The sequence below is a fragment of the Curtobacterium sp. USHLN213 genome, from assembly GCF_037144815.1.
Taxonomy (GTDB): Bacteria; Actinomycetota; Actinomycetes; order Actinomycetales; family Microbacteriaceae; genus Curtobacterium.
The window spans coordinates 286203-300348 of the sequence record NZ_JBBCYQ010000004.1; the positions used below are offsets into that span (position 1 = coordinate 286203).

24 protein-coding genes are annotated in these 14146 nt (G+C 67.4%); 1 reads left to right on the forward strand and 23 read right to left on the reverse strand.

Annotated elements, in window-relative coordinates:
* Window positions 1-44: 44 nt before the first annotated feature.
* The 5 genes from WFH25_RS07800 to infA form a co-directional block, all read right to left on the reverse strand.
* Complete coding sequence (locus WFH25_RS07800) at window positions 45-1040, reverse strand: DNA-directed RNA polymerase subunit alpha (RefSeq protein WP_022906362.1); 996 nt, start codon at window positions 1038-1040, stop codon at window positions 45-47.
* Window positions 1041-1248: 208 nt separating this feature from the next.
* On the reverse strand, window positions 1249-1647 hold the full coding sequence (rpsK, locus tag WFH25_RS07805) for a 30S ribosomal protein S11 (protein WP_017885507.1): 399 nt from the start codon (window positions 1645-1647) through the stop codon (window positions 1249-1251).
* Between the two features lie 9 nt (window positions 1648-1656).
* Complete coding sequence (rpsM, locus tag WFH25_RS07810) at window positions 1657-2031, reverse strand: 30S ribosomal protein S13 (protein ID WP_058728274.1); 375 nt, start codon at window positions 2029-2031, stop codon at window positions 1657-1659.
* 162 nt (window positions 2032-2193) lie between these two features.
* A complete protein-coding gene (gene rpmJ, locus WFH25_RS07815; RefSeq protein ID WP_022903266.1) occupies window positions 2194-2310 on the reverse strand; it encodes a 50S ribosomal protein L36 in 117 nt (38 codons plus the stop codon).
* A 70-nt stretch (window positions 2311-2380) separates the two neighbouring features.
* Window positions 2381-2602 (reverse strand): translation initiation factor IF-1, encoded by a 222-nt coding sequence (gene infA / locus WFH25_RS07820; RefSeq protein WP_017885509.1) that lies wholly within the window; start codon window positions 2600-2602, stop codon window positions 2381-2383.
* 289 nt (window positions 2603-2891) lie between these two features.
* Between infA and WFH25_RS07825 the strand changes: the two genes are divergently transcribed.
* Entirely contained in the window at window positions 2892-4208 is a 1317-nt protein-coding gene (locus WFH25_RS07825; RefSeq protein ID WP_336697319.1) for an LCP family protein, read from the forward strand.
* Between the two features lie 250 nt (window positions 4209-4458).
* On the opposite strand, the gene map is transcribed toward WFH25_RS07825, so the two are convergent.
* The 18 genes from map to rpsS all read right to left on the reverse strand — a co-directional run bounded on the left by map (window position 4459) and on the right by rpsS (window position 14146).
* Window positions 4459-5238 carry a type I methionyl aminopeptidase gene (gene map, locus WFH25_RS07830; RefSeq protein WP_442892405.1) on the reverse strand — a complete coding sequence of 260 codons (780 nt, stop codon included), beginning with the start codon at window positions 5236-5238 and terminating at the stop codon, window positions 4459-4461.
* Window positions 5239-5299: 61 nt separating this feature from the next.
* Window positions 5300-5890 (reverse strand): adenylate kinase, encoded by a 591-nt coding sequence (locus WFH25_RS07835; RefSeq protein WP_070417689.1) that lies wholly within the window; start codon window positions 5888-5890, stop codon window positions 5300-5302.
* The gene (secY, locus tag WFH25_RS07840; protein ID WP_022906357.1) at window positions 5887-7209 is read right to left on the reverse strand and encodes a preprotein translocase subunit SecY; all 1323 of its coding nucleotides are present in this window, start codon (window positions 7207-7209) and stop codon (window positions 5887-5889) included. Before secY ends, WFH25_RS07835 begins: the two co-directional genes overlap by 4 nt.
* Window positions 7210-7355: 146 nt before the next feature.
* Window positions 7356-7820 carry a 50S ribosomal protein L15 gene (gene rplO / locus WFH25_RS07845; RefSeq protein WP_022906356.1) on the reverse strand — a complete coding sequence of 155 codons (465 nt, stop codon included), beginning with the start codon at window positions 7818-7820 and terminating at the stop codon, window positions 7356-7358.
* Window positions 7817-8002 carry a 50S ribosomal protein L30 gene (gene rpmD / locus WFH25_RS07850; protein ID WP_022906355.1) on the reverse strand — a complete coding sequence of 62 codons (186 nt, stop codon included), beginning with the start codon at window positions 8000-8002 and terminating at the stop codon, window positions 7817-7819. Before rpmD ends, rplO begins: the two co-directional genes overlap by 4 nt.
* Complete coding sequence (rpsE, locus tag WFH25_RS07855; RefSeq protein ID WP_070417687.1) at window positions 8002-8802, reverse strand: 30S ribosomal protein S5; 801 nt, start codon at window positions 8800-8802, stop codon at window positions 8002-8004. The genes rpmD and rpsE overlap by 1 nt, the downstream gene beginning before the upstream one ends.
* On the reverse strand, window positions 8799-9173 hold the full coding sequence (gene rplR, locus WFH25_RS07860) for a 50S ribosomal protein L18 (protein ID WP_031261773.1): 375 nt from the start codon (window positions 9171-9173) through the stop codon (window positions 8799-8801). Before rplR ends, rpsE begins: the two co-directional genes overlap by 4 nt.
* Window positions 9174-9175: 2 nt before the next feature.
* On the reverse strand, window positions 9176-9712 hold the full coding sequence (gene rplF, locus WFH25_RS07865; protein ID WP_031261772.1) for a 50S ribosomal protein L6: 537 nt from the start codon (window positions 9710-9712) through the stop codon (window positions 9176-9178).
* 6 nt (window positions 9713-9718) lie between these two features.
* Window positions 9719-10117, reverse strand: coding sequence for a 30S ribosomal protein S8 (gene rpsH / locus WFH25_RS07870; protein WP_022906351.1), 399 nt, complete (start codon window positions 10115-10117; stop codon window positions 9719-9721).
* Between the two features lie 153 nt (window positions 10118-10270).
* The gene (gene rplE / locus WFH25_RS07875) at window positions 10271-10861 is read right to left on the reverse strand and encodes a 50S ribosomal protein L5 (RefSeq protein WP_022906350.1); all 591 of its coding nucleotides are present in this window, start codon (window positions 10859-10861) and stop codon (window positions 10271-10273) included.
* Entirely contained in the window at window positions 10861-11220 is a 360-nt protein-coding gene (gene rplX / locus WFH25_RS07880) for a 50S ribosomal protein L24 (RefSeq protein ID WP_022906349.1), read from the reverse strand. Before rplX ends, rplE begins: the two co-directional genes overlap by 1 nt.
* 3 nt (window positions 11221-11223) lie before the next feature.
* On the reverse strand, window positions 11224-11592 hold the full coding sequence (gene rplN / locus WFH25_RS07885) for a 50S ribosomal protein L14 (protein WP_017885523.1): 369 nt from the start codon (window positions 11590-11592) through the stop codon (window positions 11224-11226).
* Window positions 11593-11623: 31 nt separating this feature from the next.
* Complete coding sequence (gene rpsQ, locus WFH25_RS07890) at window positions 11624-11908, reverse strand: 30S ribosomal protein S17 (RefSeq protein WP_022906348.1); 285 nt, start codon at window positions 11906-11908, stop codon at window positions 11624-11626.
* Window positions 11908-12228, reverse strand: a complete 321-nt coding sequence (gene rpmC / locus WFH25_RS07895) for a 50S ribosomal protein L29 (RefSeq protein ID WP_022906347.1) — start codon at window positions 12226-12228, stop codon at window positions 11908-11910. Before rpmC ends, rpsQ begins: the two co-directional genes overlap by 1 nt.
* Window positions 12228-12647, reverse strand: coding sequence for a 50S ribosomal protein L16 (rplP, locus tag WFH25_RS07900; protein ID WP_022906346.1), 420 nt, complete (start codon window positions 12645-12647; stop codon window positions 12228-12230). The genes rpmC and rplP overlap by 1 nt, the downstream gene beginning before the upstream one ends.
* Before the next feature lie 2 nt (window positions 12648-12649).
* Window positions 12650-13447, reverse strand: coding sequence for a 30S ribosomal protein S3 (rpsC, locus tag WFH25_RS07905; RefSeq protein ID WP_022906345.1), 798 nt, complete (start codon window positions 13445-13447; stop codon window positions 12650-12652).
* The gene (rplV, locus tag WFH25_RS07910; protein ID WP_022906344.1) at window positions 13447-13839 is read right to left on the reverse strand and encodes a 50S ribosomal protein L22; all 393 of its coding nucleotides are present in this window, start codon (window positions 13837-13839) and stop codon (window positions 13447-13449) included. Before rplV ends, rpsC begins: the two co-directional genes overlap by 1 nt.
* A gap of 25 nt (window positions 13840-13864) precedes the next feature.
* On the reverse strand, window positions 13865-14146 hold the full coding sequence (gene rpsS, locus WFH25_RS07915; protein ID WP_022906343.1) for a 30S ribosomal protein S19: 282 nt from the start codon (window positions 14144-14146) through the stop codon (window positions 13865-13867).

A 14146-nucleotide genomic window follows, 5' to 3' on the forward strand; every position in this document is an offset into this window, starting at 1 on the left:
TGTTGCGCGCTGCGTCAGCGGCGCGCGTGCGCGTCAGCGCGAGGTCAGTTGTTGGACTCGTCCTCGTCGTACCCGCTGTAGAAGTGGGCGCCGTCGAATCCGGGGACGGTGTCCTTGAGGGACAGGCCGAGCTCGGTGAGCTTGTCCTTGACCTCGTCCACCGACTTCTGACCGAAGTTGCGGATGTTCATGAGCTGCGTCTCCGACAGGGCGACGAGCTCGGACACCGTGTTGATGCCCTCCCGCTTGAGGCAGTTGTAGCTGCGGACCGACAGGTCCAGGTCCTCGATCGGGGTCTGCAGCTCGTTCGAGAGCACGGCGTCGACCGGCGCGGGGCCGATCTCGATGCCCTCGGCCGCGGTGTTGAGCTCGCGGGCAAGCCCGAACAGCTCGACGAGCGTCCGACCGGCCGACGCGATGGCGTCGCGCGGCGTGATGGCCGGCTTCGACTCGACGTCGACGACCAGGCGGTCGAAGTCCGTGCGCTCACCGGCACGCGTCGCCTCGACGCGGTAGGTGACCTTGAGGACCGGCGAGTAGATCGAGTCGATCGGGATCTGACCGGCCTCGCTGAACTCCGAACGGTTCTGCGTCGCCGAGACGTAGCCACGGCCACGCTCGATCGTCAGCTCGAGCTCGAAGCGCGCGGTGTCGTTCAGGGTCGCGATGACGAGGTCCGGGTTGTGGATCTCGACGCCGGCCGGAGCGGAGATGTCCGCTGCGGTGACCTGACCGGCACCCTGCTTGCGCAGGTACGCCGTGATCGGCTCGTCGTGCTCGCTGGAGACGACCAGGCTCTTGATGTTGAGGATGATCTCGGTGACGTCTTCCTTGACACCGGGAACGGTGCTGAACTCGTGGAGGACGCCGTCGATGCGGATGCTGGTGACAGCCGCGCCGGGGATCGAGGAGAGGAGCGTGCGGCGCAGCGAGTTGCCGAGGGTGTAACCGAAGCCCGGCTCGAGCGGCTCGATGACGAAGCGCGAGCGGAACTCGGAGATCGTCTCCTCGGTCAGGGTGGGGCGCTGTGCAATGAGCACTGTGGGATTCCTTTCGGCGGAGTGTCCGCTATATGACACTCGGCGGTACGACGGGGCCGACCGGGCCCCGACGGGTCTGTTGAGTTGTGATCACGCGCACGCGCTTGCCAGGACGGCACGGCCTGCGCGATCGAACGACCAGGAATGGCCGCGGGCCCTGCTCGCTCCCGTCAGGGGACGAGCAGGGCGCGGCCGGTTGCTCCTCGCGTCAGACGCGACGGCGCTTGGGCGGGCGGCACCCGTTGTGCGCCTGCGGCGTGACGTCGTTGATCGAACCCACCTCGAGGCCAGCGGCCTGGAGCGAGCGGATCGCGGTCTCGCGGCCCGAACCCGGACCCTTCACGAAGACGTCGACCTTCTTGACGCCGTGCTCCTGCGCCTGACGCGCAGCGGACTCGGCGGCGAGCTGCGCCGCGAACGGCGTCGACTTGCGCGAACCCTTGAAGCCCACGGCACCCGAGGACGCCCAGCTGAGGACGGCACCCGACGGGTCGGTGATGCTGACGATCGTGTTGTTGAACGTGCTCTTGATGTGGGCCTGGCCCACGGCGACGTTCTTCTTCTCCTTGCGGCGCGGCTTGCGCGCGGCAGTCTTGGGGGTAGCCATCGGGGTCTCCTATCGAGCCTTCTTCTTGCCTGCCACGGTGCGCTTCGGTCCCTTGCGGGTACGCGCGTTGGTCTTGGTGCGCTGACCGCGCACCGGGAGACCACGACGGTGGCGAAGACCCTCGTAGCTACCGATCTCGACCTTGCGGCGGATGTCGGCTGCGACCTCACGGCGGAGGTCACCCTCCACCTTGAAGTTGCCCTCGATGAAGTCACGGAGGGCGACGAGCTGGTCGTCGGTCAGGTCCTTGACGCGGATGTCACCGGAGATACCGGTCTCGGCGAGTGCCTGGACCGCGCGGGTACGGCCGACGCCGTAGATGTACGTGAGTGCGATCTCCACGCGCTTCTCGCGCGGGATGTCGACGCCTGCTAGACGTGCCATGTGATGGCTGCTCCTGTTGTCGATGGAGGTGTGGAGCAGTACCGGTGCTCGGGCCTCCGACCCGAGGTGTCCCCGCTCGCGCGGATCTTGGTACTGCGTTCGATGTTGAGTTGTGGATCCTGCTCGCAGCCGCCCGAGGGCGATCGCGTCAGGCAGCCGGGACTAGCCCTGGCGCTGCTTGTGACGCGGGTTGCTCTTGCAGATCACCATGACGCGGCCCTTGCGGCGAATGACACGGCAGTGCTCGCAGATGGGCTTGACGCTGGGGTTGACCTTCATTGTTCTTTCCTCGTGCTCGCTGGCTTCGTGCTCGGCAGGGTTGCCGGGCCGTTCCTTTCCAGCTCGCGGATCACTTGTAGCGGTAGACGATCCGGCCGCGGGTCAGGTCGTACGGGCTCAGCTCCACGATCACGCGGTCCTCGGGGAGGATGCGGATGTAGTGCTGGCGCATCTTCCCGGAGATGTGCGCAAGGACCTTGTGTCCGTTGGTCAGCTCAACGCGGAACATCGCGTTGGGCAGAGCTTCGAGCACCGAGCCCTCGATCTCGATGACGCCGTCTTTCTTGGCCATAGCCTCACTGTCGCTTGGTTGGATTACCGGTGTGATCCCCGAGCCGGTCTGCGGGTCGGGCGCCACGCCCAGTAGGCATGACACACCAAAGATCGATCCTATGTGGTAAACCCAGGATTGCCAAGTGGAGACGGCGAAGTCCCCACGTCTGGGGCTTCACAGCGGTGTCTGAGCGTTCCACAGTGGTTTGACGGCGCGCTCCGGGGTCCCGTTGGTCACCGGCCCCTAGCGTGGCCGTCGCCCCCCGCCCGTGCAGACCGCGCCGCACGGACCACCGAACGGAGACCACGTGCCCGACGCCACCCGACGCCCGTTCGCCCGCCACGGCCGCCTCCCGCGCCGCCGCGGATGGGGCACGCTCGCGTCGATCGTGGCGTCCACCCTCGCCGTCGTCCTCGTGAGCGGGACGAGCGTCGCCGCCATCGCGGGTGCGCAGCTCGCCACGGCGCCGAGGACGGTCAAGCTCAGCACGGACGACCAGAGCACCGCGCAGACGGCCGACATCACCGCGATCAAGGGCGGTGCGAACATCCTGCTCATCGGCAGCGACACCCGCATCGGACAGTTCGACTCGGACGAGGACGTCGAGGGCGCCCGCAACGACGTCACGATGCTCATCCACATCTCGCAGGACCACACCCAGCTGACCGCGGTGAGCTTCCCGCGCGACCTCATGGTGCCGATCCCGGCGTGCACGAACCCCGAGAGCGGGACCACGTACCCGGCGGCCACGTCCGCGCAGTTCAACACGGCCCTCGGGAACGGCGGGGTCTCGTGCGTCGTCGACACCGTCGAGAACCTCACCGGGCTGAGCATCCCGTACGCCGGGCTCATCACGTTCGACGGCGTCATCGAGATGTCGAACGCCCTCGGCGGCGTGGACGTGTGCGTCGCGGACCCGATCAACGACTCCTACACGAACCTGCACCTGACGGCCGGCTCGCACAAGCTCGAGGGTACGGACGCGCTCGCGTTCCTCCGCACCCGGCACGGCGTCGGCGACGGGAGCGACCTCGCGCGCATCAGCTCGCAGCAGGTGTTCCTGTCGGCCCTGCTGCGCAAGGTCACCTCGGACGGGACGCTCTCGAACCCGATCACCCTCTACAAGCTCGCCGGCGCCGCGCTGTCGAACATGACGCTGTCCGACGGCCTCGCCCAGGCGCGCACGCTCGTCGGACTGGCCGGGGCCCTGCGCGGGATGAGCACGGCGAACATGCTCTTCGTGCAGTACCCGGTCGCGGACGACCCCGAGGACAGCGCACGCGTGATCGTCGACCAGGACGCCGCACACACCCTCAACGTCGCGCTGCAGAACGACCAGAAGACCTCGCTGAGCGACTCGAGCACGGGGCGTGCGTCGGAGGAGTCCTCCGGGTCGAGCGGGACGGCGACCGCTGCTCCGTCCACGGGGACCTCGACCGGCACCTCGTCGGCCGGTGGGTCCTCGTCCGGGACGTCCTCGGGTACCGCGGCCGGCACCGGCACGGCGTCCGGATCGGCGTCCGGCAGCGCCACGAGCGCCGCGACCGGTTCGGCGACGCCGCTGCCCTCGTCGATCACCGGACAGAGCGCGTCCGAGGAGACCTGCTCCGTCGGCAACGACTGAGGCCGGCGCGCAGAGCGCGTCGCGCGGTGCCCGTTGCGCGTCGCGCGTCGCGCGCGGGTGCGCACGCTGACGACGAGTGCACGTGGTCCACACGGTGCAGACGTCGTGGACGTGCGCAGGTGCGGACCGGAGGCGCGTGGCGGGGCCGCACCGCGCCTCCTGGCCGTCCGACGGGACCGGACGCAACAGCGCTCACGCGCCGGGTCAGGCAGTCCCGCCTGCGGGAGACGCGACCGACGGGAGGCGCGACCTACGGGATCGGGACCGGCGTCACACCCAGCGGGGCCAGGCCCGCGGCGCCGCCGTCGGCCGCCGTCAGCACCCAGATGCCGTCGGCGTGCACCGCGATGCTGTGCTCCCAGTGCGCCGCGTCGGAACCGTCGAGCGTGCGGACGGTCCAGTCGTCGTCGTCCGTCGAGCTGTCGATCGTGCCGGCCGTGACCATCGGCTCGATCGCGACCACGAGTCCGGGCTTGATCGCCGGACCGGCGCCGCGGACGCGGTAGTTGAAGACGGGCGGGTCCTCGTGCATCGAGCGGCCGATGCCGTGGCCGGTGTAGTCCTCGACGATGCCCCACGCGCCGGTCTCGTCGATGGCGTCCTCGATGACGGCGCCGACCTCGTGCAGGTGCTTCGCGTGCGCGAGCGCAGCGATGCCGTGCCAGAGCGCGCGCTCGGTGGTGTCCGAGAGCGTCTGCCGGGCCGCACTGACACCGGCGTCACCACCCGGGACGACGACCGTGAAGGCACTGTCACCGTTCCAGCCGTCGACCTCGGCACCGGCATCGACCGACACGACGTCACCGGGCTGGAGCACACGCTCCCCCGGGATCCCGTGCACGATCTCGTCGTTCACCGACACGCAGAGCGTGTGCCGGTAGCCCGGGACGAGCTGGAAGTTCGGGATGCCGCCGCCGTCACGGATGACCCGTTCGGCGATCGCGTCGAGCTCGCCCGTGGTGATGTCCGGACGGATCGCGTCGCGGACCGCCGCCAGTGCGTCGTGGGTCAGCAGACCCGGACGCACCATGGCGCGGAGCTCGTCCGGCGTCTTGTAGATCGAGGGCTTGCGGAACCGCACCACGCTGGCGTCAGACGCCCGCGGTCAGCCCACGCGAGGACAGCGCGGCCTGGATCCGGTCGCCGACCTCGTCGATGCCACCGAGGCCGTCGACGTCGACGACGAGCCCACGCTCGCCGTACGCCGCCACGATCGGAGCGGTCTGCTCGGTGTAGACCTGCTGCCGACGACGGATGGTCTCCTCGTTGTCGTCGCTGCGGCCCTGTTCCTCGGCACGCTTCAGGAGGCGGCCGACGAGCTCGTCCTGGTCGGCGACGAGCTGCACGACCGCGTCGATGCCGGTGCCCTGCTCGGCGAGGAGCGCGTCGAGGTACTCGACCTGCCCGACCGTGCGGGGGTAGCCGTCGAGCAGGAAGCCGTTCTCGGCGTCGGCCTCGTGCAGGCGGGACTTCACCAACTCGTTCGTGAGCGAGTCGGGTACGTAGTCGCCCGCGTCCATGATCGCTTTCGCCTGGACGCCGAGCGGGGTGCCCTCTGCGACGTTCTTGCGGAAGATGTCACCCGTCGAGACGGCGGGGATCCCGAACGCGTCGGCGATGCGACCTGCCTGGGTGCCCTTCCCGGCTCCGGGAGGTCCGACGATGATGAGACGTGCGCTCAACGGAGAAGCCCTTCGTAGTGACGCTGCTGCAGCTGCGAGTCGATCTGCTTCACGGTCTCGAGGCCGACACCCACGATGATGAGGATGCTCGCGCCGCCGAACGGGAAGTTCTGGTTCGCACCGAAGAACGCCAGCGCCGCCAGCGGGATCAGGGCGATGAGACCGAGGTACAGGGAGCCGGGCAACGTCACCCGGGTGAGAACGTAGTCGAGGTACTCGGCCGTCGGACGACCGGCCCGGATGCCCGGGATGAAGCCGCCGTACTTCTTCATGTTGTCGGCGACCTCTTCGGGGTTGAAGGTGATCGCGACGTAGAAGTACGTGAAGCCGACGATGAGCAGGAAGTACAGGACCATGTAGAACCAGTTGTCACCCGAGGTCAGGTTGTTCTGGATCCAGGTCACCCACGCCGCCGGCTCGCTGCCGTCGGAGGGCTGGTTGAACTGCGCGACCAGGGCCGGCAGGTACAGCAGCGACGAGGCGAAGATGACGGGCACGACGCCGGCCATGTTCACCTTGATCGGGATGTACGTGTTGTTGCCGCCGTACGTGCGGCGACCGACCATGCGCTTGGCGTACTGCACGGGGATGCGCCGCTGCGACTGCTCGACGAACACGACGGCCATCATGATGACCAGGCCGACGAGGATGACGAACAGGAACAGCTCGAAGCCGTTCGACTGCTCGATCGCCCAGAGCGCCGAGGGGAACTGCGCCGCGATGGACGTGAAGATGAGGAGCGACATGCCGTTGCCGATGCCGCGCTCGGTGACGAGCTCGCCCATCCACATGATGAGGCCGGTACCGGCGGTCAGGGTGACGACCATGAGCATGATCGCGTACCAGCTGTCGTTCGAGATGATCGACGAGCAGGAGGCCGAGGCGTTGGTGCCGAACAGGGCGCCGGAGCGGGCGACCGTGATCAGGGTGGTGGACTGCAGCACGCCGAGCGCGATGGTGAGGTAGCGCGTGTACTGCGTCAGCTTCGCCTGACCGGACTGCCCCTCCTTGTAGAGGGCGTCGAAGTGGGGGATGACCACGCGGAGCAGCTGCACGATGATCGACGACGTGATGTACGGCATGATGCCGAGCGCGAAGACCGAGAGCTTCAGCAGCGCGCCGCCGGAGAAGAGGTTGATCAGGTCGTACAGGCCCTGCTGCGACGATGCGCTGGCGAGACAGGTCTGCACGGATGCGTAGTCGACGAACGGCGCGGGGATGTACGACCCCAGGCGGAACAGCGCGATGATCGCGAGGGTGAAGCCGATCTTCTTGCGAAGATCTGGGGTGCGCATGATGCGCGCGACCGCTCTGAACACGAGGACTCCGAACTTCTGGGACCGGCGGCCCGTCGAGGGGCCGTCACCGGTGTGGTCGGCAGGACCGACCTGGCCGGCGGACGCCGACCACTGTCAAGGAAACCGTAACGGCGGCCCGTGCGCAAACGCACGGGCCGCCGACGGGGTTACTGGGAGACGGTGCCGCCAGCAGCCGCGATCTTCTCGGCGGCGGACGCCGAGACCTTGTCGACCGAGACCGTGAGCTTCACGCTGATGTCACCCTGACCGAGAACCTTGACCTTCTCGTTCTTGCGGACGGCGCCCTTGGCGACCAGGTCCGCGACGGTGACGTCGCCACCGTTGGGGTAGAGCTCCGCGATCTTGTCCAGGTTCACGACCTGGTACTCGACGCGGAACGGGTTCTTGAACCCGCGGAGCTTCGGGGTGCGCATGTGCAGCGGCATCTGCCCACCCTCGAAGCCGACCTTGACCTGGTAACGAGCCTTCTGGCCCTTGGTACCACGGCCGGCGGTCTTGCCCTTGGAGCCCTCACCACGACCGACGCGGGTGCGAGCCTTCTTGGCGCCCTCTGCCGGACGGAGGTGGTGCAGCTTCAGGACCTGCACGCGCTCGTTCTTCTCGTCGCTCATGCGTCGACCTCCTCGACCTTCACGAGGTGCGCGACCGTTGCGACGTACCCGCGGTTCTGGGCGTTGTCCTCACGCAGGACCGTACGGCCGATGCGCTTGAGACCCAGGCTGCGGAGCGTGTCGCGCTGGTACTGCTTCTCGCTGATAACGGACTTCGTCTGCGTGATCTTCAGCATCGCCATCACGCACCTGCCTTCTCGGACGCGGCACGCAGAGCAGCGGCCTCGGCCTGGAGCAGACGGTCCGGGACGACCCGGTCGACGGGGAGACCGCGACGGCTTGCGACCGCACGGGGCTCCTCGAGCTGCTGCAGCGCCGTGACGGTCGCGTGCACGATGTTGATGGTGTTCGACGAGCCGAGCGACTTGCTCAGGACGTCGTGGATACCGGCGCACTCGAGGACGGCGCGGACCGGACCACCGGCGATGACACCGGTACCGGCAGCGGCCGGACGGAGGAGCACGACGCCGGCAGCGGCCTCGCCCTGCACCGGGTGCGGGATCGTGTTGCCGACGCGCGGGACGCGGAAGAAGTTCTTCTTCGCTTCCTCGACGCCCTTCGAGATGGCGGTCGGGACCTCGCGGGCCTTGCCGTAGCCGACACCCACGAGACCGTTGCCGTCACCGACGACGACGAGCGCGGTGAAGCTGAAGCGACGACCACCCTTGACGACCTTGGAGACGCGGTTGATGGTCACGACGCGCTCGAGGAACTGGCTGTCGCCACCCCGACCGTTGCGGTCGTTGCCACGGCCGCCACCCTGCTGACGGTCGCGACCGCCACCACGGCGGCCACGGTTGTCGGCGGAGTCGCGGTTGTTCGAAGCCGAACCGGCTGCGGTCTCGACGGGGCGCTCGACGACGGGGACCTCGGGCTCCTTGGCCGCGGGGGCCGTGGTGCTCGTGGCCTCGGCCTCGGTCGCCTCAGCGGCCTCGGTCGTTTCGACGTTGGCGTCTTCGTTCGTGTTCGCGATGTCGCTCACAGGTTCAGCCCTCCTTCACGGGCACCATCGGCGATCGCGGCGACGCGACCGGCGTACTTGCTACCACCGCGGTCGAAGACCACGGCCTCGACGCCAGCGGCCTTCGCGCGCTCGGCGAGGAGTTCGCCGACACGACGGGCCTTGGCGGTCTTGTCGCCGTCGAACGTACGGAGGTCGGCCTCCATCGTCGACGCGCTGGCCAGCGTGTGGCCCTTGGCGTCGTCGATGACCTGGACGAACACGTGACGAGCGGAACGGGTGACAGCGAGACGCGGACGGGCCTCGGTGCCGGTGATCTTCTTGCGGAGGCGGTTGTGACGGCGCGCCTTGGCGGCCGACTTGCTCTTGCCTCGTGTCTTGAGGAGACCCATGATCACTTACCTGACTTTCCGGCCTTGCGGCGCACGATCTCGCCGGCGTAGCGGACACCCTTGCCCTTGTAGGGCTCGGGCTTGCGCAGCTTGCGGATGTTTGCAGCGACCTCGCCGACGGACTGCTTGTCGATGCCGTTGACGGTCAGCTTGTTGTTGCCCTCGACGGCGAAGCTGATGCCCGCGGGCGGCTCGACCGTGATCGGGTGGGAGTAGCCGAGCGCGAACTCGACGTTGTTGCCCTTCGCCTGCACGCGGTAACCGGTGCCGACGACCTCGAGGCCCTTGGAGTAGCCCTGGGTCACGCCGACGATGTTGTTCGCGATGAGGGTGCGGGTCAGGCCGTGCAGCGCACGCGAGCTGCGCTCGTCGTCCGGACGGGTGACGAGAACCTGGTTCTCCTCGACCTTGGCCTGGATGGGCTCGGCGACGACGAGCGCGAGCTCGCCCTTCGGGCCCTTGACCGCGACGTTCTGACCATCGATGGAGACGGTCACGCCAGCGGGGATGTCAATGGGAAGACGTCCGATACGAGACATTGTCGATCACCACACGTAGGCGAGGACTTCCCCACCCACGCCCTTCTGCTCGGCTTCACGGTCGGTGAGCAGTCCCGACGAGGTCGAGAGGATCGCCACGCCGAGGCCACCGAGGACCTGGGGGATCTCCGTCGACTTCGCGTAGACCCGGAGACCGGGCTTCGAGACGCGCTTGATGCCGGCGATCGAACGCTCGCGCTCGGGGCCGTACTTCAGGTCGATCGTGAGGGTCTCGCCCACGCGGGCGTCCTCGATCTTCCACTCGCTGATGTAACCCTCGCGCTTGAGGATCTCAGCGATGTTCTTCTTCAGCTTGGAGCTGGGAAGCGAGACGGCGTCGTGGTGCGCCGAGTTCGCGTTCCGCAATCTGGTCAGCATGTCTGCGACCGGATCGGTCATCGTCATGATGGTCGTCCATTCTTCGCCTGGTTTCGACACCCGTTCCACGAATGCCGACCTGAGCGATCGGGTGATCCTGGGGCGATTCCCCTGGATCGGTGTGTTCGTGCGTGCGGGCCGGAGGACGTGAATCCTCCGGCCCGCACCGCCCGAAGTATCTTAGACCGTCTGCTCGGCAGAACGGAACGGGAACCCGAGCTGGCGGAGCAGCGCGCGGCCCTCGTCGTCCGACTTCGCGGTGGTCACGACGGTGATGTCGAAGCCACGCACGCGGTCGATGCGGTCCTGGTCGATCTCGTGGAACACGGACTGCTCCGTGAGACCGAACGTGTAGTTGCCGTTGCCGTCGAACTGCTTGTCGCTGAGACCGCGGAAGTCGCGGATGCGGGGCAGTGCGAGGGTCACGAGACGGTCGATGAACTCCCACGCGCGGTCACCACGGAGGGTGACGTGCGCGCCGATGGCCTGGCCCTCACGCAGCTTGAACTGCGCGATGGACTTGCGGGCCTTCGTGACCTGGGGCTTCTGACCCGTGATCGCCGTGAGGTCCTTGATGGCCCCCTCGATGATCTTCGAGTCGCGAGCGGCCTCACCGACACCGGTGTTCACGACGACCTTGACCAGGCCGGGGACCTGGTTGACGTTCGCGTACCCGAACTGCTCGGTGAGGGCAGCCTTGATCTCGTTCTTGTACTTCTGCTTGAGGCGCGGCTCGACCTTGGTCGCCGGCGCGGCAGTCGTGTCGGTCATCAGAGCTTCTCACCCGACTTCTTGGCGTAGCGGACTCGGACGGTCTTCTTGACGCCGTCCTTCTCCACCTCTTCGTTGCGGAAACCGACGCGGGTCGGCTTCTTGGTCTTCGGGTCGACGATGGCGACGTTCGACACGTGGATCGGAGCCTCGTGCTGCTCGATGCCACCGGTCTTCGAGCCGCGCTGCGTCTGGCCGACGCGGACGTGCTTCGTGACGAAGTTCACGCCCTCGACGACGACGCGGTTCTTGTCCTTGAGGACCTCGATGACCTTGCCCTGCTTGCCACGGTCACCGCCGCGCTCCTGCTTGGCACCCGTGATGACCTGGACCAGGTCACCCTTCTTGATGTTCGCCATGGCTTACAGCACCTCCGGCGCGAGCGAGATGATCTTCATGAACTTCTTGTCACGGAGCTCGCGACCGACCGGACCGAAGATGCGCGTGCCGCGCGGGTCGCCGTCAGCCTTGAGGATCACTGCCGCGTTCTCGTCGAACTTGATGTAGGAGCCGTCCTGACGACGGGTCTCCTTCTTGGTGCGAACGATGACCGCCTTGACGACGTCACCCTTCTTCACGTTGCCGCCGGGGATGGCGTCCTTCACCGTGGCGACGATGACGTCACCGAGACCGGCGTAGCGACGACCCGAGCCACCGAGCACGCGGATGGTCAAGATCTCCTTGGCACCCGTGTTGTCGGCGACCTTGAGGCGGGATTCCTGCTGAATCACTGCTGTCTCCTATTCCGAAGCAGGCCGGGGCCTACTTGGCCTTCTCGAGGATCTCGACCAGGCGCCAGCGCTTGGAAGCGCTGAGGGGACGGGTCTCGCTGATCACGACGAGGTCGCCGACACCAGCGGTGCCGAGCTCGTCGTGGGCCTTCACCTTGGACGTGCGACGGATGATCTTGCCGTAGAGCGCGTGCTTCACGCGGTCCTCGACCTCGACCACGATGGTCTTGTCCATCTTGTCGCTCGTGACGTAGCCACGACGCGTCTTGCGGTAGCCGCGAGCGGAGGCGGCGGAGGTCTTCTCTTCGTTCGCCATTACTTCTCCTCGGCGGTCTCGGCCTCGGCCGACTCAGCCGGCTTCTCAGCCTTCTTGGTCGTCTTCTTGGCCTTGGGGGCGGTCTCGACGGGCGCGGGAGTGGCACGGATGCCGAGCTCGCGCTCGCGGAGGACGGTGTAGATGCGAGCGATGTCGCGCTTGACGGCACGGAGACGACCGTGGCTCTCCAGCTGGCCGGTGGCCGACTGGAAGCGGAGGTTGAAGAGCTCCTCCTTGGCCTTCTTCAGTTCGTCAGCAAGACGCTCGTTCTCGAACGTGTCGAGCTCCGTCGGACGGAGCTCCTTGGAACCGATCGCCATTATGCGTCGCCCTCCTCGCGCTTGATGATGCGTGCCTTGAGGGGCAGCTTGTGGATTGCACGGGTCAGCGCCTCACGGGCGATGTCCTCGTTGACGCCGGAGAGCTCGAAGAGCACACGGCCCGGCTTGACGTTGGCGACCCACCACTCGGGGGAACCCTTACCGGAACCCATGCGGGTCTCGGCGGGCTTCTTCGTGAGCGGACGGTCCGGGTAGATGTTGATCCACACCTTGCCGCCACGCTTGATGTGACGCGTCATGGCGATACGAGCGGACTCGATCTGACGGTTGGTCACGTAAGCGGGCGTCAGCGCCTGGATGCCGTAGTCACCGAACGACACCTTGGTGCCACCGGTGGCCTGGCCCGAACGCTTCGGGTGGTGCTGCTTGCGGTGCTTGACTCGACGGGGAATAAGCATGGTTACGCCTCAACTCCTGCGCCGGCCGGCGCGTCCTGCGGGGCCTGCTGCTGACGGCCGCCACGGTCGCCGCCACGGCGGTCGCCGCGCTCGCCACGGGGGCCGCCACGACGCTCCGGGCGCGACGAACGCTGGTTCGCCTGCTCGCGAGCGAGCTCCTTGTTCGTGATGTCGCCCTTGTAGATCCAGACCTTCACGCCGATGCGGCCGAACGTGGTCCGGGCCTCGTAGAAGCCGTAGTCGATGTTCGCGCGGAGCGTGTGCAGGGGCACGCGGCCCTCGCGGTAGAACTCCGAGCGCGACATCTCGGCGCCGCCGAGACGACCCGACACCTGGATGCGGACACCCTTGGCGCCGGCGCGCTGTGCACCCTGCAGGCCCTTGCGCATGGCGCGACGGAACGCGACACGAGCGGAGAGCTGCTCGGCGATGCCCTGCGCGACGAGCTGGGCCTCGGTCTCGGGGTTCTTGACCTCGAGGATGTTGAGCTGGATCTGCTTCTTGGTGAGCTTCTCGAGCTCGCCACGGACGCGCTCCGCCTCGGCGCCACGGCGACCGATGACGATGCCCGGACGCGCGGTGTGGATGTCCACGCGGACGCGGTCACGGGTGCGCTCGAGCTCGATGCGGGCGACGCCGGCGCGGTCGAGGGTCTTCTTCAGGTACTCGCGCACCTTGATGTCCTCGGCCACGTAGTCGGCGTAGCGCTGACCCGGCTTCGTGCTGTCGGTGAACCAGTGCGAGACGTGGTCCGTCGTGATCCCGAGACGGAAGCCGTACGGGTTGACCTTCTGGCCCATTACTTGCTCGCCTTCTTGCTCGTCGCGGCAGCCTCGACCTCATCCGGCGTCGCGAGGACGACCGTGATGTGGCTGGTGCGCTTGTTGATGCGGAAGGCGCGGCCCTGGGCGCGCGGCTGGAACCGCTTCAGGGTCGTACCTTCGTCGACGAAGACGCGGCTCACGTAGAGGTCGCGCTCGTCGAGGAAGCTGTTCGTCGAGTCCGCCTTGACCCGTGCGTTCGCGATCGCCGAGGCGACCAGCTTGTACACGGGCTCCGAAGCGCCCTGGGGGGCGAACTTCAGGATGGCGAGGGCCTCGTGGGCCTGCTTGCCGCGGATCAGCTCGATGACGCGACGGGCCTTCTGAGGCGTGACGCGGATGTGTCGCACGCGTGCGATCGACTCCACCATTTCGTTCCTCCTCTGCGTCGCCGCCTTAGCGGCGACGGCCCTTCTTGTCGTCCTTCACGTGACCACGGAAGGTGCGGGTCGGCGCGAACTCGCCGAGCTTGTGACCGACCATCGACTCGGTGACGAACACCGGGATGTGCTTGCGGCCGTCGTGCACGGCGATCGTGTGCCCGAGCATGTTCGGGATGATCATCGAGCGACGCGACCAGGTGCGGATCACGTTCTTGGTGTTGGCCTCGTTCTGCGTGACGACCTTGCGGAGCAGGTGCTCGTCGACGAAGGGGCCCTTCTTCAGACTGCGTGGCAT